Source organism: Actinomadura sp. K4S16 (assembly GCF_008327685.1).
Classification (GTDB): Bacteria; Actinomycetota; Actinomycetes; order Streptosporangiales; family Streptosporangiaceae; genus Spirillospora.
This window is the reverse complement of the sequence record NZ_BDDE01000012.1, coordinates 141,559-162,100: the sequence shown is the minus strand read 5'-3', so window position 1 is coordinate 162,100 and position 20,542 is coordinate 141,559. Positions and strand designations below refer to the sequence as shown.

22 protein-coding genes are annotated in these 20,542 nt (G+C 71.1%); 10 read left to right on the top strand and 12 right to left on the bottom strand.

The genetic code is table 11. The features are described from left to right. Window positions 1-159: 159 nt before the first annotated feature. The 3 genes from sucD to K4S16_RS45045 form a co-directional block, all read right to left on the bottom strand. Window positions 160-1,047: a succinate--CoA ligase subunit alpha gene (gene sucD, locus K4S16_RS12175; RefSeq protein WP_149259026.1), complete on the bottom strand. Its 888-nt coding sequence runs from the start codon at window positions 1,045-1,047 to the stop codon at window positions 160-162. Window positions 1,048-1,049: 2 nt separating this feature from the next. Continuing rightward, window positions 1,050-2,252, bottom strand: coding sequence for an ADP-forming succinate--CoA ligase subunit beta (gene sucC / locus K4S16_RS12170; RefSeq protein WP_149259025.1), 1,203 nt, complete (start codon window positions 2,250-2,252; stop codon window positions 1,050-1,052). 262 nt (window positions 2,253-2,514) lie between these two features. Continuing rightward, window positions 2,515-2,799 (bottom strand): hypothetical protein, encoded by a 285-nt coding sequence (locus tag K4S16_RS45045; RefSeq protein WP_200841897.1) that lies wholly within the window; start codon window positions 2,797-2,799, stop codon window positions 2,515-2,517. Between the two features lies 1 nt (window position 2,800). Here K4S16_RS45045 and K4S16_RS12165 point away from each other — a divergent pair, with 1 nt between their 5' ends. Beyond that, window positions 2,801-4,147, top strand: coding sequence for a glycoside hydrolase family 15 protein (locus K4S16_RS12165; RefSeq protein WP_235036741.1), 1,347 nt, complete (start codon window positions 2,801-2,803; stop codon window positions 4,145-4,147). Window positions 4,148-4,188: 41 nt separating this feature from the next. On the opposite strand, the gene K4S16_RS12160 is transcribed toward K4S16_RS12165, so the two are convergent. After that, window positions 4,189-4,956: a TSUP family transporter gene (locus tag K4S16_RS12160; RefSeq protein ID WP_149259024.1), complete on the bottom strand. Its 768-nt coding sequence runs from the start codon at window positions 4,954-4,956 to the stop codon at window positions 4,189-4,191. A 62-nt stretch (window positions 4,957-5,018) separates the two neighbouring features. Next, complete coding sequence (locus K4S16_RS12155) at window positions 5,019-5,564, bottom strand: GNAT family N-acetyltransferase (protein ID WP_149259023.1); 546 nt, start codon at window positions 5,562-5,564, stop codon at window positions 5,019-5,021. Between the two features lie 50 nt (window positions 5,565-5,614). Here K4S16_RS12155 and K4S16_RS12150 point away from each other — a divergent pair, with 50 nt between their 5' ends. After that, window positions 5,615-6,235: a TetR/AcrR family transcriptional regulator gene (locus K4S16_RS12150; protein ID WP_149259022.1), complete on the top strand. Its 621-nt coding sequence runs from the start codon at window positions 5,615-5,617 to the stop codon at window positions 6,233-6,235. A 14-nt stretch (window positions 6,236-6,249) separates the two neighbouring features. Beyond that, a complete protein-coding gene (locus tag K4S16_RS12145) occupies window positions 6,250-6,744 on the top strand; it encodes a MaoC family dehydratase (protein ID WP_149259021.1) in 495 nt (164 codons plus the stop codon). On the opposite strand, the gene K4S16_RS12140 is transcribed toward K4S16_RS12145, so the two are convergent. Then, window positions 6,745-8,388: an MFS transporter gene (locus K4S16_RS12140; protein ID WP_235036740.1), complete on the bottom strand. Its 1,644-nt coding sequence runs from the start codon at window positions 8,386-8,388 to the stop codon at window positions 6,745-6,747. It abuts the gene before it with no gap. A 55-nt stretch (window positions 8,389-8,443) separates the two neighbouring features. On the opposite strand from K4S16_RS12140, the gene K4S16_RS12135 reads away from it, so the two are divergent. Then, window positions 8,444-9,202, top strand: coding sequence for a helix-turn-helix transcriptional regulator (locus K4S16_RS12135; protein WP_149259019.1), 759 nt, complete (start codon window positions 8,444-8,446; stop codon window positions 9,200-9,202). A gap of 54 nt (window positions 9,203-9,256) precedes the next feature. On the opposite strand, the gene K4S16_RS12130 is transcribed toward K4S16_RS12135, so the two are convergent. Beyond that, a complete protein-coding gene (locus K4S16_RS12130) occupies window positions 9,257-10,087 on the bottom strand; it encodes an alpha/beta fold hydrolase (protein WP_149259018.1) in 831 nt (276 codons plus the stop codon). A 273-nt stretch (window positions 10,088-10,360) separates the two neighbouring features. Between K4S16_RS12130 and K4S16_RS12125 the strand changes: the two genes are divergently transcribed. Next, window positions 10,361-10,930 carry a DUF6817 domain-containing protein gene (locus K4S16_RS12125; RefSeq protein WP_200841836.1) on the top strand — a complete coding sequence of 190 codons (570 nt, stop codon included), beginning with the start codon at window positions 10,361-10,363 and terminating at the stop codon, window positions 10,928-10,930. A 155-nt stretch (window positions 10,931-11,085) separates the two neighbouring features. Here K4S16_RS12125 and K4S16_RS12120 read toward each other — a convergent pair whose 3' ends face one another. Beyond that, window positions 11,086-11,343 carry a hypothetical protein gene (locus K4S16_RS12120; RefSeq protein WP_149259017.1) on the bottom strand — a complete coding sequence of 86 codons (258 nt, stop codon included), beginning with the start codon at window positions 11,341-11,343 and terminating at the stop codon, window positions 11,086-11,088. 289 nt (window positions 11,344-11,632) lie between these two features. On the opposite strand from K4S16_RS12120, the gene K4S16_RS12115 reads away from it, so the two are divergent. After that, complete coding sequence (locus K4S16_RS12115) at window positions 11,633-11,887, top strand: hypothetical protein (protein ID WP_149259016.1); 255 nt, start codon at window positions 11,633-11,635, stop codon at window positions 11,885-11,887. A gap of 74 nt (window positions 11,888-11,961) precedes the next feature. On the opposite strand, the gene K4S16_RS12110 is transcribed toward K4S16_RS12115, so the two are convergent. After that, on the bottom strand, window positions 11,962-12,591 hold the full coding sequence (locus K4S16_RS12110) for a TetR/AcrR family transcriptional regulator (protein ID WP_149259015.1): 630 nt from the start codon (window positions 12,589-12,591) through the stop codon (window positions 11,962-11,964). Between the two features lie 101 nt (window positions 12,592-12,692). Here K4S16_RS12110 and K4S16_RS45665 point away from each other — a divergent pair, with 101 nt between their 5' ends. Further along, the gene (locus tag K4S16_RS45665) at window positions 12,693-14,399 is read left to right on the top strand and encodes a class I SAM-dependent methyltransferase (protein WP_308800790.1); all 1,707 of its coding nucleotides are present in this window, start codon (window positions 12,693-12,695) and stop codon (window positions 14,397-14,399) included. A gap of 14 nt (window positions 14,400-14,413) precedes the next feature. On the opposite strand, the gene K4S16_RS12095 is transcribed toward K4S16_RS45665, so the two are convergent. Then, window positions 14,414-14,746: a cupin domain-containing protein gene (locus K4S16_RS12095; RefSeq protein ID WP_235036738.1), complete on the bottom strand. Its 333-nt coding sequence runs from the start codon at window positions 14,744-14,746 to the stop codon at window positions 14,414-14,416. 125 nt (window positions 14,747-14,871) lie between these two features. On the opposite strand from K4S16_RS12095, the gene K4S16_RS12090 reads away from it, so the two are divergent. After that, complete coding sequence (locus K4S16_RS12090; protein WP_149259013.1) at window positions 14,872-15,843, top strand: helix-turn-helix domain-containing protein; 972 nt, start codon at window positions 14,872-14,874, stop codon at window positions 15,841-15,843. 29 nt (window positions 15,844-15,872) lie between these two features. Here K4S16_RS12090 and K4S16_RS12085 read toward each other — a convergent pair whose 3' ends face one another. Continuing rightward, window positions 15,873-16,358, bottom strand: a complete 486-nt coding sequence (locus tag K4S16_RS12085; protein WP_149259012.1) for a MarR family winged helix-turn-helix transcriptional regulator — start codon at window positions 16,356-16,358, stop codon at window positions 15,873-15,875. 124 nt (window positions 16,359-16,482) lie between these two features. Here K4S16_RS12085 and K4S16_RS12080 point away from each other — a divergent pair, with 124 nt between their 5' ends. Together K4S16_RS12080 and K4S16_RS12075 are read left to right on the top strand one after the other, a co-directional pair. Then, the gene (locus K4S16_RS12080; RefSeq protein ID WP_149259011.1) at window positions 16,483-16,932 is read left to right on the top strand and encodes a DUF6069 family protein; all 450 of its coding nucleotides are present in this window, start codon (window positions 16,483-16,485) and stop codon (window positions 16,930-16,932) included. After that, complete coding sequence (locus K4S16_RS12075; RefSeq protein WP_149259010.1) at window positions 16,929-17,390, top strand: nitroreductase family deazaflavin-dependent oxidoreductase; 462 nt, start codon at window positions 16,929-16,931, stop codon at window positions 17,388-17,390. Before K4S16_RS12080 ends, K4S16_RS12075 begins: the two co-directional genes overlap by 4 nt. A 1,241-nt stretch (window positions 17,391-18,631) precedes the next feature. On the opposite strand, the gene K4S16_RS12065 is transcribed toward K4S16_RS12075, so the two are convergent. After that, window positions 18,632-20,335 carry an HNH endonuclease signature motif containing protein gene (locus K4S16_RS12065; protein ID WP_160160887.1) on the bottom strand — a complete coding sequence of 568 codons (1,704 nt, stop codon included), beginning with the start codon at window positions 20,333-20,335 and terminating at the stop codon, window positions 18,632-18,634. Between the last annotated feature and the right edge of the window lie 207 nt (window positions 20,336-20,542).

The following is a 20,542-nucleotide window of genomic DNA, read 5'->3' as shown; positions in this document are numbered from 1 at the left end:
CCGCCCCCGTCCCCGCAAGGGCCGCCCGCCCGGCGTGTCGCCTTTGTCATCACGCCCCGTCCCAGCGCGCCTCCGCGCGCCGGGACGCGAAAGACGCCCGGGCCGCGGGCGGCTCGGGCGTCTTTCGGATGGTCCGGCGTTCTCAGCCTGGTCCCGGGGTCAGAGCTTCTGCATGATCTCCCGCATGAGGACGGCGGTCTCGCTCGGGGTCTTGCCGACCCGGACGCCGACCTTCTCCAGGGCCTCCTTCTTCGCCTGCGCGGTGCCGGCGGAGCCGGACACGATGGCGCCGGCGTGGCCCATGGTCTTGCCCTCGGGGGCGGTGAACCCGGCGACGTAGCCGACGACCGGCTTGGTCACGTGCTGCTCGATGTAGGCGGCGGCGCGCTCCTCGGCGTCGCCCCCGATCTCACCGATCATCACGATGGCGTCGGTCTCCGGGTCGTCCTGGAAGGCCTGGAGCGCGTCGATGTGGGTGGTCCCGATGACGGGGTCGCCGCCGATGCCGACGCAGGTGGAGAAGCCGATGTCGCGCAGCTCGTACATCATCTGGTAGGTCAGCGTGCCCGACTTGGACACGAGGCCGATGCGGCCGGGCGTGGTGATGTCGGCCGGGATGATGCCGGCGTTCGACTTGCCGGGGGACGCGATGCCGGGGCAGTTCGGCCCGATGATGCGGGTCTTGTTTCCCTTGGACTCGGCGTAAGCCCAGAAGTAGGCGGTGTCGTGCACCGGGATGCCCTCGGTGATGACGACGCAGAGCGGGATCTCGGCGTCGATCGCCTCGACCACGGCGTCCTTGGTGAACTTCGGCGGGACGAAGACGACGGAGACGTCCGCGCCGGTCTCCTGCATGGCCTCCTTGACGGTGCCGAACACCGGGAGGGTCGTGCCGTCGAAGTCGACCGTCTGGCCGGCCTTGCGGGCGTTCACGCCGCCGACGACCTGGGCGCCGGACGCGAGCATGCGGCGGCCGTGCTTGGTGCCCTCGGAGCCCGTGATGCCCTGGACGATGATCTTGCTGTTCTCGGTGAGCCAGATGGCCATTGTCATGCACCTGCCGCTGCGAGTTCGGCGGCGCGCTTGGCCGCGTCGTCCATGGTGTCGACCTGCTGGACGCCGGGCAGCGCCGCGTCGGTGAGGATCTTGCGCCCGAGTTCGGCGTTGTTGCCGTCCAGCCGGACGACGAGGGGGCGGTCGACGGCCTCGCCGCGGTCGGCCAGGAGCTTGTAGGCCGAGACGATGCCGTTGGCGACGGCGTCGCAGGCGGTGATGCCGCCGAAGACGTTGACGAAGACGGACTTGACGTCGGCGTCGGACAGGACGATCTCCAGCCCGTTCGCCATCACCTCGGCGGACGCGCCGCCGCCGATGTCGAGGAAGTTCGCGGGCTTCTGGCCCCCGCCCACCTCCCCTGCCCCCTTCATCCCCTCACCGGCGTAGGCGACCACGTCGAGGGTGGACATGACCAGGCCGGCGCCGTTGCCGATGATGCCGACGCTGCCGTCCAGCTTGACGTAGTTGAGGTCCTTGGCCTTGGCCGCCGCCTCCAGGGGGTCGGCCGCGGCCTTGTCCTCGAGCTTCTCGTGGTCGTCCTGGCGGAACGAGGCGTTGTCGTCCAGGGAGACCTTGCCGTCGAGGGCCTTCACCTGGCCGTCGGCGGTGAGGATCATCGGGTTCACCTCGACGAGGGAGGCGTCCTCGTCGGTGAACACGGCCCACAGCCGCTCGATCAGCTCGGCGGCGCCGTCGAGGGCCTCCTGCGGGAGGCGGCCCTGCTCCGCGATCTCGCGGGCCTTGGCGCGGTCGATGCCCTCCAGCGGGGAGACCGGCACCATCGCCAGCCGGTCGTGCGGCACCTCCTCGATCTCCACGCCGCCCTCGACGGAGCAGATGGAGAGGAAGGTCCGGTTGGCGCGGTCGAGCAGGAACGAGAAGTAGTACTCCTGCGCGATCGCGCTGCCCTCCTCGACCAGGACCTTGTGGACCGTGTGGCCCTTGATGTCCATGCCGAGGATCTGGGTGGCGAGCTGCTCGGCCTCGTCGGCGGAGTCGGCCAGCTTCACGCCGCCGGCCTTGCCGCGGCCCCCGGTCTTCACCTGGGCCTTGACGACGACCTTCGAGCTCCCCACGGCGAACAGCTCCGCCGCGATGGCCCGGGCTTCCTGGGGAGTATGGGCGACCTTGCCGGTGGGCACCGGTACCCCGTACTCGGCGAAGAGTTCCTTCGCCTGATGTTCGAACAGGTCCACGAGGCGTCCTTTTACGGATCGACAGCCGAATGTGCGACCACACGAGTGGGGGTTACACGGGTGTCCGTGCGGCCGGCACTCTGCGGTCCGCTCCGTCGATGCAGCCTAGTCAACCCGTCTTCATGGTGACGCCGCCGGGTCACATAAGTCACCGAGACTTCCCCTTGGCGTGACGGCTCACCGGGCGGGAGGTGTGCTCATCCTCAAGGCAGGGCACGAGTGGCCCGTGAGGAGGATGAACCGATTGACGTAGTTTGATGTACTAATTCGGCGAGACGGCCAGGCGGACAGGGGGCGAACGCATGGCAATGGCGGAGGAACGGGACACGTCCATCGCGGCACCGGTCCCCATCACGTCCGCCATGTCCGCACCGCCGTCGGCGCAGCCATCCGCATCGCCATCTGCGTCGTCATCCGCATCGCCGACCGTGCCTCCGCCCGCGGGCGGGCCCACCGCGTCGCGCAGGCGGATCGTGCCGCGCGGACGAATCTCGAAGCGCGGCGGCTCGGGGGTCCGCAAGGTTCGGCGCACCGCGGGCCTGCTCATCGTGGCGGCCCTCGTGGCGACCGGCGGGGCCACCGTCCCCGAGCCGCCCGACCCCGGCTGGGCGAGCCCCGGGCTCGTCGGCGGCGGCGGATGGCCGTTCGCGGGCGTCCCGCTGTCCCCCGACCAGGCCGAGGGGGCCTCCTACCTGCCGGGCAGCTCGGTGGTCAGGCTCGCGGACGGCCGGATCCGGCTCGTCCCGTCCGGCGGCGAGGCGCCGATCACCGTGGACGCCTCCGACCCGCGGGTGGCCCGAGCGGTCCGGTCCGACAGCGCCTGGCTGGCGCAGGGCACCGTCCCGGAAGGCGGCCAGGGGGGCGCCTACCGCGACATGGCGACGCGCGCCCTGCTCGACCTCCGGCTCCTCACCCGCTCGAACGGCGCATCCCTGGCGTCCTGGTACTCGAAGTGGCGGTACTGCTGGCCCCGCGACTCCGCGTTCGCCGTCGCCGCGTTCGCCGCGACCGGGCATCCGTCCGAGGCGCGCCGCATCCTGCGCTTCCTCGCCCGCGCGCAGCACGACGACGGGATGTGGGCCGCGCGGTACAACCCCGACGGCACGGCCGTCGCGGACGGGCGGGCCCCGCAACTCGACTCGCTCGGCTGGGTGCTGTGGTCGACGTGGTTCTACCGCGTCCAGGCCGCCGACCAGGACGAGCTGCCCGTGCTGTGGCCGATGGTGCGGCGCGCCGCCGACCACCTGGCGCGCTCCCTGGACGCCGAGGGCCTCCCGCCCGCCTCGTCCGACTACTGGGAGCGCGGCCACCGGCACGAGCAGGACCCGCGCCGCCCGACGCTCGGCGTGGTCGGCCCGGTGCTGGCCGGGCTGCGCGCGGCGACCGACCTCGCGCGGATGCGCGGCGACGGCGAGAGGGCGGCGCAGTGGCGGCACGCCGCGCAGCGGGTATCGGACGCGGTGGCCCGGCAGTTCGCCCCCTACGGCTACCCGCGCTCACCCGTCCCCGGCGGGCTGATGGACACCTCGGTGACGTTCATCGCGCCGCCGTTCGCGCCGGCCGACGCGGGCGTGACCGCCGCGGTCGCGGACGCCGCGCGCAAGCAGGCGCTGCCGAACGGGGGCGTCCTGCCGGGCGAGCGGTGGTCCGGCGACCCCGCCGTCGCCTGGACGCCTGAGACCGCGCTGTTCGGGCTGAGCGCGGCCGCGTCGGGCCGGACGGGCGAGGCCCACGACCGGCTCGGCTGGCTCTCCGCGCACCGCACGTCCATGGGCGTCCTGCCGGAGAAGGTCGGTGCGACCGGCAAGCCCGCGGGCCCGGCGCCCCTGGGCTGGACGGCGTCGCTCGTCCTGCTGAGCCTCTCCGCGCTGGAGCGCCCGCTCCCGACCCCGTAGCAGGGCCTCCCTACCAGCGGGGACTCCTAGCCGAACTGCTCCTAGCCGAACTGCTCGTAGCCGAGCTTCAGCACGAGCGCGGTGACGACACAGAGCAGGACGGCCCGGACGAAACCGGCGCCGCGGCTGATCGCCATGTGCGCGCCGAGCTGCGCGCCGACGATGTTGCAGGCCGCCATGCCGAGCCCGACGGCCCACAGGACGTGCCCCTGCACCGCGAACACGGCGAGCGCGCCCAGGTTGGTGCCCGCGTTGATGATCTTCGAGGTGGCGGAGGCATCAACGAAGTCCATGCCGAGCAGCGCGGTGAAGGCGATCACCAGGAACGTCCCCGTGCCCGGCCCGAGGAGCCCGTCGTAGAAGGCGATCGCGACGCCCGGGACGAGGACGGCGGCGGCGACCCGGCGGCGGGTCCGCAGCGCCGGCCGCGGCACCCGGCCGAGGTCCGGCCTGAACACCACGATCGCGGCCACCGCCAGCAGGACGACCATGATGAGGGGTTTCAGCACGTCCGAGGAGATCGCCGCCGCGCAGAGGGCCCCGCCGGCGGCGCAGGCCACCGCGAGCAGGCCCGCCGGGACGGCGACCCGGAGATCGGGCTTGGCCTTGCGCGCGTAGGCGACGGCCGCCGAGGTGGTGCCCGCGATCGACCCCAGCTTGTTGGTGGCGAGCGCGGCCGCGACCGGCTGCCCCGGGTTCAGCAGCAGCAGCGCGGGCAGCTGGATCAGCCCTCCCCCGCCGACCACGGCGTCGACCCAGCCCGCGGCGACGGCGGCGGCCAGCAGCAAGAGGACCTGCTCTGCATGCACGGACACTCCCGGGGGTAAGGAGTAAAAATAAGATCATCCATTACCCTACCGGGACCGGTGGATCAGGGGGCCGTCCACTTGTCGGCGAGGACCGCCCACACCTGGACGTCCCGCCGCTCGCCGTCCAGCACGAAGGCCTGCCGCAGGACGCCCTCGCAGGTCATCCCGAGCCGCTCGGCCACGGCCGCGCTGGCGGCGTTGCGCGGGTCGCACAGCCACTCCACCCGGTGCATCCCCCGCACACCGACCGCCCAGTCGATCATGACGCGGACGGCCTCGGTGATCAGCCCGCGCCCCCGCGCCTCGACCGCGAGCCACACGCCCACCTCGCAGACGCCCTGCGCGGCGTCGAACGTCCGGAAGACCGTGCCGCCCTGGAGGACGCCGTCCACCCAGATGCCGTACATGCGGCCCTGGTCCCTGGCCTGCCTCTCGGCGTAGGCCTGGAGGAACGCGCGGGCCGACTTCTCGTCCACCACGGTCCGGGCCCACGGGATGTACTGCTCGATGTCCTTGCGGACCCGGTCCGCGTGCTCGGCGAACTCGGCCGCCTGCCATGGCTCGAACGGGCGCAGTTCCGCGCCCTCGGCGAGCGTGCGAGCGAACATGGAGCCTCCCGGGGGGTACGTACCGAACGTTTGTTATGTACTCTACGGGAATGCCCGCCCGAGGTGATCACGACGCCCGGCGCCGGGACGTGTCCGAGGCCGTCTGGCGCGTCCTCGCCGCCCGCGGCTTCACCGGCCTGACCCTGCGCGCCGTCGCGGCGGAGATGGACGCGTCCACCGGCCTGCTCACGCACTACTTCCCGAACAAGAGGGCCCTGGTCGCCTACGCCCTGGACCTCGCCGAGGAGCGCACCGCGAACCGGCCGCTCCGCCAGGCACCGCCCGGCCTGGCGTCCCTGCGTGCCGCGCTCCTGGACGTCCTGCCGCTGACTCCCGCCGCGTCGGCCATGAACCGCGTCTGGGTCGGCTCATGGGACGTGGCGCTAGCCGACCCGGAGCTGGGCGAGCGCCAGCGGCGCCGCTACGACGACTGGCGGGCCCGGCTCCGCCCGCACGTCGCCACCGCCGTCGAACGCGGCGAGCTGCCCGCCGCGACCGACGTGGACGACACCGTCGCGTCCGCCGCCGCCTTCGCGCACGGCATCGTCGTCCACGCACTGTTCGCCCCCGACGCGTACCCGCCCGGCCGCCAGACCGCGCTCCTGGACGCCTTCCTGGCCTCCCTCTCCGGCCCGCCAGGCGGCTCCCCCGGCGGCTCCGCCTGGGCCTGAGCCATCCTGGTCATATGACGATCAGCACGCGCGCCCTCGGTGACGACTTCCCCGCCCCCATCGACGACCGCTACTTCGAGGACTACACCGCCGGCACGACCTACGAGTACGGGCACGTCACCCCGGACGAGGCGGAGATCATCGAGTTCGCCCGCCGCTTCGACCCGCAGCCCATCCACGTGGACCCGGACTTCGCCGCGTCCGGCCCGTTCAAGGGCATCATCGCCAGCGGCTGGCACACCGGCTCGATCATGATGCGGCTGTTCGCCGACCACTTCCTGTCCCGGGTCGCGAGCCTCGCCTCCCCGGGCGTGGACGAGCTGCGCTGGCCCGCTCCCGTCCGTCCCGGCGACACCCTCCGCCTGCGCGTCGCCGTCCTGGAGACCCGCCCGTCCCGCTCCAAGCCGGACCGGGGCATCGTGCTCACCCGCGCCGAACTCCTCAACCAGGACGACCAGCTCGTCCTGCACACCCTGCCGGCGAACCTCCTCCGCCGCCGACCAACCTGATCAGCGCGCCCCCTCCACCGACTGTTGCTTGCCAGCGAGCACCGACTTGTCGCCAGGCACCGGTTTGTCGGCGAGCACCAGCTTGTCGGCAGGCACCAGCTCGGCGGCAGGCACCGACTCGCCGCCGGGCACCGGTTTGTCAGCGAGCACCGGCTTGTCGCCGGGCACCAGCTCGGCGGCAGGCACCAGCTCGGCGGCAGGCACCGACTCGCCGCCGGGCACCGGTTTGTCAGCGAGCACCGGCTTGTCGCCGGGCACCAGCTCGGCGGCAGGCACCAGCTCGGCGGCCGACACCGACTCGCCGCCGGGCACCGGCTTGTCAGGGAGCACCGGCTTGTCAGCGGGCACCGGCCCGGCGGCAGGCACCAGCTTGTCGGCAGGCACCACCTCGGCGGCCGACACCGACTCGCCGCCGGGCACCGGCTTGTCAGCGGGCACCGGCCCGGCGGCAGGCACCGGCTTGTCGGCAGGCACCAGCTTGTCGGCAGGCACCGACTCGGTGGCCGGCGCCGGGACGGCGGGCTCGGGCAGCGTGCGGAACAGCAGCCAGGCCAGCGCGGGCAGCGCGATCAGCGGGGTGAGCGCCACGCGCAGCGAGGAGGCGTCGGCGACGGCGCCGAGGACGGGGCTCGCGAGGCCGCCGACGCTGACCGTCAGACCGAGGGTGACACCGGCGGCGGTGCCGACGCGCGTGGGCAGGTAGTCCTGGCCCAGCGTGACCTGCAGCGAGAACGGGATGTAGAGGCCCGCGGAGGTCAGCGCCACGAACAGGTAGAGCGCCGGGCCGGGCACGAACACGACGCCCCCGACGGCGGCGGCGGTCAGCAGGTACGACCTGCGCACGACGGTGACCCGGTCCCAGCGGGCGGCCAGGGAACCGCCGAGCACGGTGCCCACCGCGCCCCCCAGGTACAGGACGAACAGCGCCGCGGTCCCCGCCGCCACGCCTCCTCCCGTGCGCTCCCGCGCGTAGAACGAGATGAAGGTGCTCAGCCCGACGAACACGACCGACCGGCAGATCACGGCCAGCGACAGCCTGGTGAAGGACCGCCGGTCGTCGACTCCGGCGTTCGTGGCCGCGCGCCCGCCGGAGGCCGTCCCCTCAAGGGTGCGCAGGACGGGCACGCACAGGACGCTGCCCGCGAGCGCGGGCACCACCAGGAACGGCGTGCACCGCAGGCCGCCGGTCGCGACGACCGCCGCGACCAGGAGGGGCGCGAGCGCGAAGCCCAGGTTGCCGCCGACGGAGAACCAGCTCATCGCGGTATGGCTGCCTCTGCTGGCCTTCCGCGCGACCCGTGCCGACTCGGGATGGTAGGCGGCGACCCCGATCCCGGAGACCGCCACGAAGGCCAGGGTGAGCGCGTAGTCGCCGCTGAGACCGCTCAGGGCGATCCCCACTCCCCCGAGAAGCGTGCTCAGCGGCAGCAGCCAGGGCATCGCCCACCTGTCCGTGAGCGCGCCGAACAGCGGCTGCGCCACCGAGGACAGCAGCGACGCGGCGAGGACGATGCCGGAGGCAGCGGCGTAGGTGTAGGCGCGCTCGGCGACGAAGAACGGGACGAGCGCCGTCACCGAACCCTGGTAGACGTCCACGCAGGCGTGCCCGGCGGACAGCAGGAAGACCGACCTTCTCGTTGACACGTCCCTCATGCTCACGCGCGGGGACCATGTCGGGCTTCCGATAATCTGCCAACCAATGCAGCAAACCCGCCATCAACAAACCCGCCATCAACCGGTCGCACCGACCCGGGCGCGCTCGCTGGCGCCGGGCGCCGCCATCGACGCCCACCGCCACGACGACCACCAGATCGCGTACGCCGGACGCGGCGTGGTGGCCGTCACCACCAGCGCGGGGTCATGGGTGGCGCCCGCCGACCGCGCCATCTGGATCCCGGCCGGGGCCGTCCACTCCCACCAGGCCCACGGCGAGCTCGAACTGCACCTGGTCGGCCTCCCCGCCGCCGACAACCCGCTCGGGCTGGACGAGCCGGCGGTGCTCGGCGTCAGCCCGCTGCTGCGGGAGCTGATCCTCGCCTACACCCGCGACCCGGACGACGACACCCCCGCCCGCGCCCGGCTGCGGGACGTACTGCTGGACCAGCTGCGGGTCTCGTCCCAGCAGCCGCTGCACCTTCCCGCCCCGGCCGTCCCGCACCTCAAGGCGCTGTGCGCGATCCTGCACGCCGATCCCGCCGACAACCGCACGCTCGCCGAGCTGGGCCGGGAGGTCGGCGCGAGCGAGCGGACCCTGTCCCGGCTCTTCAGGGCCGACCTCGGGATGACGTTCCCGCAGTGGCGCACCCAGCTGCGCCTGTACCACGCGCTGGTGCTCCTGGCCGAGGACACGCCGGTGACCACCGTGGCCCACCGGTGCGGCTGGTCGTCCGCCAGCAGCTTCATCGACGTCTTCCGCCGGGCCTTCGGCCACACCCCGGGCACCCACCACCCCGCGTGAGCGGGCGCCCCGGCAGGCTCAGCCGTTCAGGAAGGGTCAGCCGTTCAGGAAGGCTCAGCCGCCGTTCAGGAAGTCGAGCAGGTCGGCGTTGAACCTCTCCTTGTCGCCCGGCACCATCGCGATGCCGTGCGAGGACCCTTCGTACACCTTCAGGACGGCGTCCGGAACGATCTCGGCCGCCTTGCGGGCGGTGGCATTGATCGGGACGATCTGGTCGTCGTCGCCGTGCACGATCAGGGTGGGCACGTCGAACTTGCGCAGATCCTCGTGGAAGTCGGTGAAGCCGAAGGCGTCCACGCACTTCACGCCGGCCTGGAGGCTCTCGTGCATGCCCATGAACCAGAACGCGTCACGGTTGCCCTGGGTGACCTTGTTGCCCGGACGGTTCGCGGAGAAGAACCCCTCCGAGGCGTCCTTCCAGAACTGCGAGCGCTCGTGCATGAGGCCGTTCTTGATGTCCTCCAGCGCCTGCTGGGGCACGCCATCCGGATTGTCCTCGGTCTGGAGCATGGACGGCGTGATCGCCGACAGCAGGACGACCTTGCGGACCCGCCCGGTGCCGTGGCGTCCGATGTAGCGGGCCAGCTCGCCGCCGCTCATCGAGTGCGCGACCAGCGTGGCGTCCCGCAGGTCGAGTTCGTTGACCAGGTCGTTGAGGTCGTCGGCGAAGGTGTCGAAGTCGTAGCCGTCGAACGGCTGGCTGGAGCGTCCGTGCCCCCGGCGGTCGTGGGCGATGCCGCGGTAGCCGTTGTCGGCCACCAGCTTCATCTGGTCCTCCCACGCGTCGGCGTTGAGCGGCCAGCCGTGGATGAAGACGACGGGAGGCCCGCTGCCCCAGTCCTTGTAGAAGATCTCGTTGCCGTCGCGAGTGGTGACGAACCCCATGCTGGAACCCCCGTAGCGCTCGTGTGGGAACGATGGACCGGATGAATCGCCGCAATCTGCGACAATGCGCCCATTCGACATCAGGCGCTCCAATACCCCAACTAACGCCCAGAACGACCAATGGCCGGTCGAGGTGTCTTTACGGGGTCTTTCTCCCGCTCCACCTCCGCGACTCCAAGCTCAGCCTTGGGTGGGGCGAACCAAAACCACCGATTGACGAGCGTCGTCTTCGGCTCGCAGCCTGTCGGGAGGACCTCCGGCGAAGGAGCGGGCGTGACGACGGAGCAGAACGACCGCGTGGCCAGCGAGGCCGAGGCCGCCGAACTGCTGCGCACCAAACGCGCCGACCTGATCCAGCATCCCGGCGGCACCCTCTTGGAGCACCTCCACCGAGTGCACGCTCTCCTCGGCGCCTGGGGTGCGCGACGCACACTTCGTCTTGCGGGCCTGTGCCACGCCTTCTACGGAACCGACGGCTTCCCCGTAGCACTCGGCTCCGTTGACCGGCGCGAGGATTTGAGCGCCATCGTCGGGACGGAGGCCGAGTCCCTCGTCTACCTTTACGCCAGTTGCGACCGGGCCCGAACGTATCCATCCCTGCACCGCCCCGACGGCGCCTTCGCCGACCGCTTCACCGGCTTTTCGCTGCGACCCTCGGCAGGTCGGCGCCGCGACTTCGCCGAACTCACCGTCGCCAACGAACTGGACGTCATGCGCACGGCCTCCCTGGACAGAGCCCAGGTCACAGATCTTCTGGACCTGTTCGCCACCTGGCGGTCCCTGCTGAGCGCCCCTGCCCTCCACGCCATCGAAGACGCCCGGCGAAGCACGCACCCCGTGTGACGCGGACCGCGAGCCAGCCCGACATTCACCGCCCAGGGGTCGGCGGTGGGGATGCAGTTGACGACCGTCTCGCCGCGCGTGAAGGCGTGGGCCTCCCGCAGAAGCACCTCGGCGGTCGCGGTGTCCGCGGCAGCCAGAAGCGCGAGGCGGCCGCGTTAGTCATCGATGTAGACGCAACCCCGGCGGTCGCGGCAGTCGGAAACGACCAGCCGCAGGCTCGCCGGCAGGCGGACGCGGTCGGGGCGGTGCCCGCCGCCGCGCAGGACTTCGTCCAGCCGGTCCATCCACTCGAGGCCGTCGGACCACCCCTCGCGGAGCCCGCCGCCCGCGATGAGGGCGGAGCGTTCGACACGGCCCATCATGCGCATCTGCGGATGCAGCGTGAAGCAGGCCAGCCGGTAGCGGCGTGTCACGGCCGGATGCGCGGTCGCGGATGCGCGGTCGCGGATGCGCGGTCGCGGAAGACAGGCCCGGCCGCCCGCCGGCACCGCGTCCATAGACGCCGACCGATCCCCTGCCCTGCTGCCCGGAAAGGACACCGTACGTCGCCAGCTACCACACGCCGTCCCGGTTCTGGGAGATAGCGAAGCCCACGACGGCACCGGACGCCTCAGCCACCCGGCAGCCGCCGGGATCGATCGACAGCAGGTGGCGACTGGGCCCTGCCCCACTGGGGGCGGAGATCGACGAGGTGATCTGGAGGTGCCGGCCTCGCTCCGGCAGCCGCGCATGATGTCGGCGATCCTGCGCTGCGACGACGCCGCGTCGGACGGTTCCGGGCAGTGTCGGGCGGTTCCGGGTTCGGCTCCTCCACCGCCTGCCGAGGCGGTCGGCCTCGATGAAGGTCGCCGCCAAAGCACGCTCGGCGCCGGAAGGTCGTCCGGCGGCAAGCAGGAGCGGGTGCGCGGCCTGATCCGTAAGTCGTCCACGATCCGCGAGTCGTCCACGCCGGCATGATCATCACGCGCTCCGCGGGCACCCCGGTATTCGCTCAGCCGGATTCAGCCGCGCTCAACTGCGCTCAACCGCACTCAGCCGCATAGCTGAGCGGCCAAGGTGGTGCGGGCCCACTCCTCCCAGGCGTCCGGCGTCCAGCCGCGGTCCTGAACGAAAAGCAGGTACAGCTGCGGGCTGAGCAGGCCGAACAGCAGGTCGGCCGCCATATCGGCGGAGACGCCGGGGCGGGCGTCGGGCTTGGCGACCAGTGCTTCGGCGGCGGCGCGGTGCACGGTGTAGCGCGGGTCGGGGTCGTCGGGCCATTGCGCGGCGATCTGCGGATCGGCGGCGCCGGCAGCCGCGATCATCGGCAGGATCGGGGCGACCCGGCCGAGGATCTCGCCGGTGCCGTGCACGTGCGTCCGAAGTTGGCTGGCCGCGGTGGGCTCGGCGCAGGCGGCGCGGAACCACTCCCGCTCCATGGTGGCGACCGGCTCGGCGTCCCCGGCAATGGACGTGTCCACGACGTCCTTGAACAGCGCGCGCTTGTTGCCGAAGACGAAGTACACCGTCTGGACGGCCACCCCCGCCCGGTCGGCGACCTCCTGCAGGCTCGTCGCCCCGTAGCCGTGCGCGACGAACAGCTCCCGCGCCGCCTCGATGACCTTCTCCCGGGTGCGCCGCGAACGCTCGGCCCGCTTGTCCGGCCGCTTGACGGTCTCCATGGCCGGAGTATATCTCTAGAGTTCATCACTAGAGTTCAGCTCTAAGAACTTGGAAGGAGACCACGGATGACTCGGAGGCCCGTGGATGACTCGGAGGCCCCGTGAATGACGCGGGAGAGGCCGTGGATGACGTGGGAGACGCCGTGGATGACTTGGGAGACGCCGTGGATGACTTGGGAGAGGCCGTGGAACAGCCGGACATCGCGCAGAGAGCGGACGCACACGGGATCGGCGCGGAACGTGAGCAAGAGGAGTCCGTCCGAAGGGAACTGGAGGCCAATTACCGCACCGGCAGACCGCCTTGGGACAGCGGTGTGACCCCGCCAGAGCTCGTCGCGCTGGTGGAGGGAGACGACGCGCTGCCGCCCGGCCGCGTCCTGGAACTCGGCTGCGGCACCGGGACCAACGCCGTCTATCTGGCCCGGCACGGCTGGGACGTCGCCGCCGTCGACCTGATCGGCCGGGCGATCGACCAGGCCCGGGCCAAGGCCGCCGCGGCAGGGACGGCGGTCCGACTGCTGCACGGAGACGCCACCAGGCTCGAAGAACTGGACGTGCCCGGCCCCTACGACCTGTTCTTCGACCTGAGCTGCTACTGCGGGATCCCACCGCACCGCCGCGACGCCTACGCCATCGGCCTCACCGGCCGCGCCGCCCCCGGCGCGCTGCTGCTGATGTTCGGCTACGGCCCCGAGGCGTTCGACGACCCGATCTCCGGCGTCACCGCCGACGAGTTGCGCGCCCGGTTCCCCGGCTGGGAACTGGTGGACGTCACACCCGGCACGAACCCGGTGCCCACCTTCTGGTTCACGCTGCGCCACACCGACGCGCCCACATCAGCCGCCCACGCCCGCGACCACGCCCGCGACCATGACCACGACCACGACCACGACCACGACCACGACCACGACCACGACCACGACCACGACCACGACCACGACCACGACCACGACCACGACCTCAGCGAAGGAGATGGGATGCACTCGGTCATCAACGTCCAGCAGTCCGAAGCGTGGAACGGGTGGGAGGGGACGGCCTGGGCCGACAACGCCCCGCGCTACGACGCGATGATGGGCGGCTTCAACAAGCCGCTCTTGGATCTCGCCGCGATCGGCGAGGAGGAGACCGTCCTGGACATCGGATGCGGCACCGGCCAACTCACCCTGCTGGCCGCACGCCAGGCGGGACGGGCGGTCGGCGTCGACATCTCCGAACCGATGCTGGCCCGCGCCCGCGCCGACGCCGCCGAGCACGGCATCGTCAACGCGCGGTTCGATCAGGCCGACGCGGAGGCCCATCTCTTCGAGGAAGGCGGCTTCGACGTCGTCGTCAGCCGCGGCGGCGTCATGTTCTTCTCCGACCCCGCCGCGGCGTTCGCCAACATCGCCCGCGCGCTGCGGCCCGGCGGCCGAATGGCGTTCATCGTTCCGCAGGCCGGTGGCCCGGACAGCGAGTACGCCCAGGCCACCGCCGCGCTTGCGCCGCTGATGCGCCGCCCCTCACCCGCGGCCCAGGGCATGGGCTCGCTGTCCGACCCAGCCCGGATCCGCGAAGTACTGCACCAAGCAGGCCTGACGGACGTGAACGTGCGTCCCGTCCAGGCGCCGATGGACTACGGCCGTGACACCGGCGACGCCGCGGACTTCATCCTCAGTCAGGGCCCGGTCCGCTACAACCTCCAAGACGTGGACCAGACCGTCATCACCCGCGTCCGACAGGAACTCCAAGCAGCACTCGCGGCCTACGAGACGCCGGACGGCGTCCACATCCGCGGTTCCGTGTGGCTGGTGGGCGCCATCCGCCCCTGACCTCGGCCGGGCTTTCAGCCTTCCGGATAGAAGAGGAACAGGGTGCAGCCGGTCGACGTCTGCGGGACGTGGGAAGAGCCCGCCGGGGCATGGATGAACGAGCCGGCCGGGTAGTCCCGGTCGCCGTCGTTGAAGGTTCCGGAGACCACGAAGACCTCCTCAGGACCTGGATCGTGGACGTCGACCCCTTCCCAACACGTGTTCGGGTCCATCTGCAGGACGAAGGCCTTCGCGCCGTTGTCCCCCTTCCACAGCGGCCGCAGCCGGATGCCCGGGAAGAGCTCACGGACTGGGGCGTCCTGAACGGTGGACCACACGTAGCCGGACGCACCGTCCTCCGCAGTCACAGGGCTTTCCGCGCTCACGGGGCGTTCGACAGCCATAGGACGTCTCGTAGTCATAGGACAAAGCTGGCGATCGGCACCGCACCCGGCCGAGTGTCAGGAAAGACATGTTGCGGTACTTTCATGCCATGCATCGCGTGGCGGCATTCGTACGTCCACCCCAATCGACTTTCGAACTCGGCTGCGCGGCGCAGATGTTCGGCATCGAGCGGGCCGGGCTTCCAGTCCGGTACACCTTCGGCGTGTGCACGGAGCACCCCGGCCCCGTAGCCACGCTGGCCGGGTACGACATGATCGTGACCGACGGGCTGGACGCGCTCGACGCGGCCGACACCGTGATCGTCCCGGGTTGGCTGCCCGCTGACAGACCGCCGTCCCCCGCGGTCGTCCAAGCCCTGCGCCGCGCCCATGCCCGCGGCACCCGAGTGGTCAGCATCTGCTCCGGCGCCTTCGCCTTGGCACACGCGGGCCTGCTGGACGGACGGAAGGCGACCACCCACTGGGGCCTGGCGGACGAACTCGCCACAAGCTTCCCGCACGTCCAGGTCGACCCGGATGTCCTGTACGTGGACCACGGAGACGTCGCCACCAGCGCCGGAGCCGGAGCCGGCATAGACCTGTGCATGCACCTGATCCGCAGCGACCAGGGTGCCCGCTACGCCGCTCATGTCGCACGGACCATGGTCATGCCGCCCCACCGCGAGGGCGGCCAGCTGCAGTACTCGGCACCGCCGCGCCCCGCCCAGATCGACGGCACGCTGGCACCCCTGCTGGACTGGATCGCCGAGCGGCTCGGCGAACCGGTGACCATCGAGAGCATGGCCGCACACGCGGGCGTATCCACGCGCACCCTCGCCCGCCGGTTCGCCGAGCAACTCGGAACCAGCCCGGGGCAGTGGCTGCTCGCCCAGCGCATCGCCGCGGCACAAGACCTACTGGAGTCCTCCGACCTTCCCTTGGACGCCATCGCCAGGCGCACCGGACTCTCCTCGGCCACCAACCTCCGCAGACGCTTCCTCAACACCCTGGGCACGACACCGGGCGCCTACCGCCGCACCTTCCGCACCAGGCCGCAAGGACACGTCCTGCCTCCGAGGTGACCCGCGGCGCGGCGCAAAGGCTCCGCGCCTCAGCCGGATTCGGCATCCGCGCTCACCGGAGGGCCGGTCAAGACGCGCGCCAGCAGGTCACGGAGGTGCTTCTGGTCGGGGCCGGGCATTTCAAAAAAGGTCGTGGCCAGCGCGTGGGCGCTGGAACGCAACTCCCGACGTTTGCGCTCACCTGCCTCGGTGAGCACCACGTGCTTGACGCGGCGGTCACCCGGCGCGGGCTGCCGCGTCACCAGGCCGCGGCCCTCCAGACCGTCGACGATGCCGGTGACGTTCGACGGCTCACATGACAGCCAGTCGGCAAGCTGACGCATCGGGGCGGGTCCGGACAGGTTGGTCAGGACGAGCGCCTGGGCCGGAGGAAGGCCGAGCTCCGCCGCGGCGGCGTTGAACTGGGCCCGCAACCGCCCGGTGACCTCGAAGACCAGGGCACTCAACTCCGCTACGACCGCATCCCCGTCGGAACCTGCGCCGGTCTCGGCGGCGGCGTCGGCATCGAGACTCATGCGGCCAGCATAGCCGTCACTTAAGTCGCTTAATTGTTTAGCTACTGAAGTAAGTGCTACGCTCCCCGCCTGCCCCAAAGAACTTTAGAAACTTAACTATCAAGCAGCTGAAGGAGCCTTCGAGATGACGCAACTGAGCACGGGCGGCCGCGCCGACCTCGGAAGTCCGCGGCGTGCGCGGGCACTCGCAGTGGCGGGCGCGGTCGCGGCCGCACTGGCCATCTGGGCGATCGGGGAGCCGCTGCTGGGCCATGACCTGGTCGTCCAGCAGAAGGGCCAGGAGCCGCGGGACCTGGGAGCGGCCGCCATCGGCGTCTTCGCACTGGCCCCGTCGCTGCTCGGCTGGGCCGCACTCGCCGCACTGGAGCGGGTAACGCCACTCGCGGCTCGGATCTGGACCAACGCCGCCCTGATCGTGCTCGCGCTGTCGTTCCTGCCCATCATCGGCGTACAGGCCTCCGGGGGAAGCAAAGCGGTGCTGGCCCTCACCCACGTGGCCGTCGGGGCCATTCTCATCCCCGTCTTCTGGCGGACGGCCACCTCCCGCCGCGCCGGCACCGGGAGTGAGCGATGACCGCACCCGGCGAGGAGATCCACGACAGCCCGACCCCCTGGGTCGCCGACCACATCCGCGCCTACCTCGAAACCGACGGCGCCCAGGGCCACCTCTACCGGGGCTGGCCTACGCTGCTGCTCACCACGCGAGGCCGCCGGTCCGGCCGACTGCGCCGCACCGCACTGATCTACGGCCGAGACGAGGACCGCTACCTGCTGGTGGCCTCCAACGCCGGAGCCGTCCAGCCTCCCACCTGGTACCTCAACCTCACCGCACACCCGCAGGTGGCCGTGCAACTCGGAGCCGACACCTTCACCGCCCAGGCCCGCACCGCCACCCCGCAGGAGAAACCACCGCTATGGGCCCGAATGGCCTCGATCTTCCCCCTGTACGACAGCTACCAGGCCGCCTCCGACCGCGAAATCCCGGTAGTGATCCTGGCCCCTGTCACCCCTGACCCCACACCCCATCCGTGACGAGGTGCGGTTAGCGCCCCGGCGTCTCCATGAGGGATCGTGCAGACCCACCCCGGCCTGCACAAGGCGTCGTAACGACGCACTCACCGCTGGTTTCCCTGGCGCCGGTGCCTCTACGTTCTGATCAAGTCAGCTCGTCGTCCGGGAACAGGTATGCATCGTTTTCGGCGTAGTAGACGACGGCCTGGCAGGCCTCCTGCGGCGAGGGAGCGGCTCCGCCATTGTGGCTGCTCCAGACTCCCAGGACGTCGCGGACCAGGACGCTTCCAACAGGTAGGCCCGCCCCTGTTGGTCGGGTCGGGTTGTGCCATCGGCATTGACGACGGCTACGGCGTCGCTGTGCGCGGACCAGGGTTCGCTGGCGTAGACGGTAAGGCTGTCATCTGCCGCAGTCAGCCGACTGATCAACTCCTGAAGCGTCATACACTCTCCGCTCTCACTCACGCGCATGCCTGCTGATTCTCGCGGGGTGAAAATCCTGTGCTCCTACATGTGTCGTCGCGAGCCTGGCGGAAGGGGGCTGAGACGGTGGTCGGACGAGTCGAAGCAGAGCTCGGGTGCAGGTCTTGCCGCAACCTAGGTGCACTAGGCCATGGCCGACCGAATGGCGTCCCAGCACGGCGCCGCACAAGTGGATCGCACGGTTCCGCAAAGAACGCTGGAACGGGCTGATCGAGCTGCGCAGCGGGCCGCGCGCACGGCCATCACGGACCCGGCCAAGACCAAGGACAAGGCGCTATCCGCCCCGGCCGTCGGCAACGCCCCGGATCCGCCCACATCACCGCCGCGGCCGAGGCGCCGGCCCCCACCGTCCCGGGCGCCTACGCAGCCACGGTGTCCCGCCGCTGGCCGCCTAGCACTGATAGGGCAGCAGTCCCACGCGTCCCGAGTCAGTGAGCAACGCAAGAAGCATGGGGCGCCAGGCGACATGCCCTGACCACGAATGCGCCCAATCAGAAGACAGCGACCGCGTAGGGGTCGGCCGTACTCTGGCGCGCACCATAAAGGCCTCCGAGACGAGCAAGACGCAGGCCCTACCGCTTGGCGCAACCGGTGGTGGGCCGGAACACGGCCGCATCCACCACCTCTCGATCAGCGGCGCGGCGCCGCCCACACCACCCTGCGGACGCGTCGGTGCAGGTGGCACCGCCCGCTGAAACGACTCCCACAACCTCGTCTGCCCTGAGCGCTCCATCATCGTCACGACGAAGCACCCTCGAGCACACCAAACGAAACGACCATCAAGCGGCCCAGTGGATGGTCGTGGATGGCTCGCTTGGTCGCGGCTCGGTGGTCCGCGCCCCGGTGGTTCGCGCCCCGGTGGTTCGCGCCCCGGTGGCGCGCGCCCCGGTGGCGCGCGGCTCGACAGTCCGCGGGTCGACCGTCCGCGGGTCGACCGTCCGCGGCTCGACGGTCCGCGGGTCAGTGGCTCGCGGCGCGGTGGCTCGCGCCCCGGTGGCGCGCGGCTCGACGGTCCGCGGCTCGACGGTCCGCGGCTCGACGGTCCGCGGCTCGACGGTCCGGGGCTCGACCGTCCGCGGGTCGACCGTCCGCGGGTCAGTGGCTCGCGGCGCGGTGGCTCGCAGCTCGACCGTCCGCGGCTCAGCTACTCGCCGCTCGCTTGGTCGCGGCTCGGCCGTCCAAGGCTCAGCCGTCCATGACTCGACTTCCCATGGCTCGGCTGTTCGTGGCTGGGCTGTTCGTGGGTTGGTGGTGGGTGGGTGGGCTGTTCGTGGGTTGGTGGTGGGTGGGTGGGTTGTTGGTGTGCCGGGTGGGTGGAGTCGGTAGGTGTAGCGGCCGGTGGTGGGGTCGTGGGTGGTGTGGATGTGTTGGGGGTGGGTGTGTTTGTAGCGGTTGTGCCATCCGCAGCACAGGGCGAGTTTGTCGATGTCGGTGGGGCTGTCGCCCAGGGCCCATCCGTTGACGTGGTCGACCTCGCACAGCGTCCCGGGCACCTCGCAGCCCCGCACCGCGCAGGTCGAGTACAGCGTCTCCAGAACCTGGCGCTGGGCGGCGGTGGCGAAGCGGACCTTGTGCCCCAGATACAGCGGCGCGTTCCCGTTCCCCAACAGCAGGGGTGAGACTCCGGCCGCCAAAGCAATGCGGCGGGCCTGCGGTGCAGGAATCGGTGTCCCGTCGGTCAACCTCGCCTGTGCCTGGCCGCCGGTCAGGGTGTCCAGGTCGCAGACGACGGTGACCTTGGTGGCCTTGTGCCCGCCCGACAGCACGCTGCTCAGTGCGGCGGCGGTGCGCTCGGGCAGGTCGCGGTGGTCGTCGGGCCCGGCCGGCTTGGCCAGCGGACCCAGCGTCCCGTCCCAGACGGCGGCGTCCTCGGCGTTCAGCCAGCCCTTGACGTAGCGGCCGCCGTCCAGCGAGCGGGTGGAGTCGATCCAGGACCGCTCGTACCCGCGCTGCACCTCCTCAGGTGGCTCCTCGCAGCCGTCGCGTTCGGCGATCACCTCCCGGATGCGGCGGCCGAACGCGGCGACCTTCCCGGGCGAGAAGCCCTGGCCGATCATGTCCAGCAGCAGCGTTTCGGCCTTGGCGCAGTCGTCATCGTCGAGGCGGGCCACGGCGTCGGCGACCGTGGCGGCGTAGCCGCAGGACAACTCACCTCTGGCCAGGAGCTCGGTGACCACAGGAAGCCGATGGAGCTGCCGGGCCAGCGTGACGCGCTCCTTGGCGCGGGCATCGCGCATGCCCAGCCGCGACCGCAGCCACGCCTGCGTGGACGGCAACCCCCAGCGGCGCGTCTCACCTGCCGCGTCCACGCGGGCGACGAACCCGGCCAACGCGGCCTCATGGGCGTCCGACGCCGCCGCTAACGTCTCGGCGAGCTCCATGCACACCGCAGCCGACTCGGGCGCGGGACGGGCAGCGAGTTCGGCGGCGATCGCGGCAGCGGCGTCCACCAACTCCTGCGTGGACGCCACACCGAAATCCATACCCGTAACCGAACACATACACAGAGTATATCGAACTAGTGGGCGAACAGACGCGAGATCGGAGGCTGATTACTGTCACCACCAAGATAGGTGCAGCTTGATCAATTTAAGAGCCAATCAGGCTCATGGGACGAGACGGGCGTTTCGGTTTGGCGGCACGCCCACCAAAGCACAAATACCACCAAACCTGCCTGGATCGCGGACACG

Excerpts from the sequence above, each read along its gene's own strand:
- K4S16_RS12130 (WP_149259018.1), bottom strand. The coding sequence starts at position 10,087 with ATGGGGTTCGTCACCACTCGCGACGGCAACGAGATCTTCTACAAGGAC.
- K4S16_RS12090 (WP_149259013.1), top strand. The coding sequence starts at position 14,872 with ATGCATCGCGTGGCGGCATTCGTACGTCCACCCCAATCGACTTTCGAA.
- K4S16_RS12075 (WP_149259010.1), top strand. The coding sequence starts at position 16,929 with ATGACCGCACCCGGCGAGGAGATCCACGACAGCCCGACCCCCTGGGTC.
- K4S16_RS45045 (WP_200841897.1), bottom strand. The coding sequence starts at position 2,799 with ATGAGCAGGCCCGCGGTGCGCCGAACCTTGCGGACCCCCGAGCCGCCG.
- K4S16_RS12135 (WP_149259019.1), top strand. The coding sequence starts at position 8,444 with ATGCAGCAAACCCGCCATCAACAAACCCGCCATCAACCGGTCGCACCG.
- K4S16_RS12150 (WP_149259022.1), top strand. The coding sequence starts at position 5,615 with ATGCCCGCCCGAGGTGATCACGACGCCCGGCGCCGGGACGTGTCCGAG.
- K4S16_RS12110 (WP_149259015.1), bottom strand. The coding sequence starts at position 12,591 with ATGGAGACCGTCAAGCGGCCGGACAAGCGGGCCGAGCGTTCGCGGCGC.
- K4S16_RS12065 (WP_160160887.1), bottom strand. The coding sequence starts at position 20,335 with ATGGATTTCGGTGTGGCGTCCACGCAGGAGTTGGTGGACGCCGCTGCC.
- K4S16_RS12080 (WP_149259011.1), top strand. The coding sequence starts at position 16,483 with ATGACGCAACTGAGCACGGGCGGCCGCGCCGACCTCGGAAGTCCGCGG.
- K4S16_RS12085 (WP_149259012.1), bottom strand. The coding sequence starts at position 16,358 with ATGAGTCTCGATGCCGACGCCGCCGCCGAGACCGGCGCAGGTTCCGAC.
- K4S16_RS12155 (WP_149259023.1), bottom strand. The coding sequence starts at position 5,564 with ATGTTCGCTCGCACGCTCGCCGAGGGCGCGGAACTGCGCCCGTTCGAG.
- sucD (WP_149259026.1), bottom strand. The coding sequence starts at position 1,047 with ATGGCCATCTGGCTCACCGAGAACAGCAAGATCATCGTCCAGGGCATC.
- K4S16_RS12145 (WP_149259021.1), top strand. The coding sequence starts at position 6,250 with ATGACGATCAGCACGCGCGCCCTCGGTGACGACTTCCCCGCCCCCATC.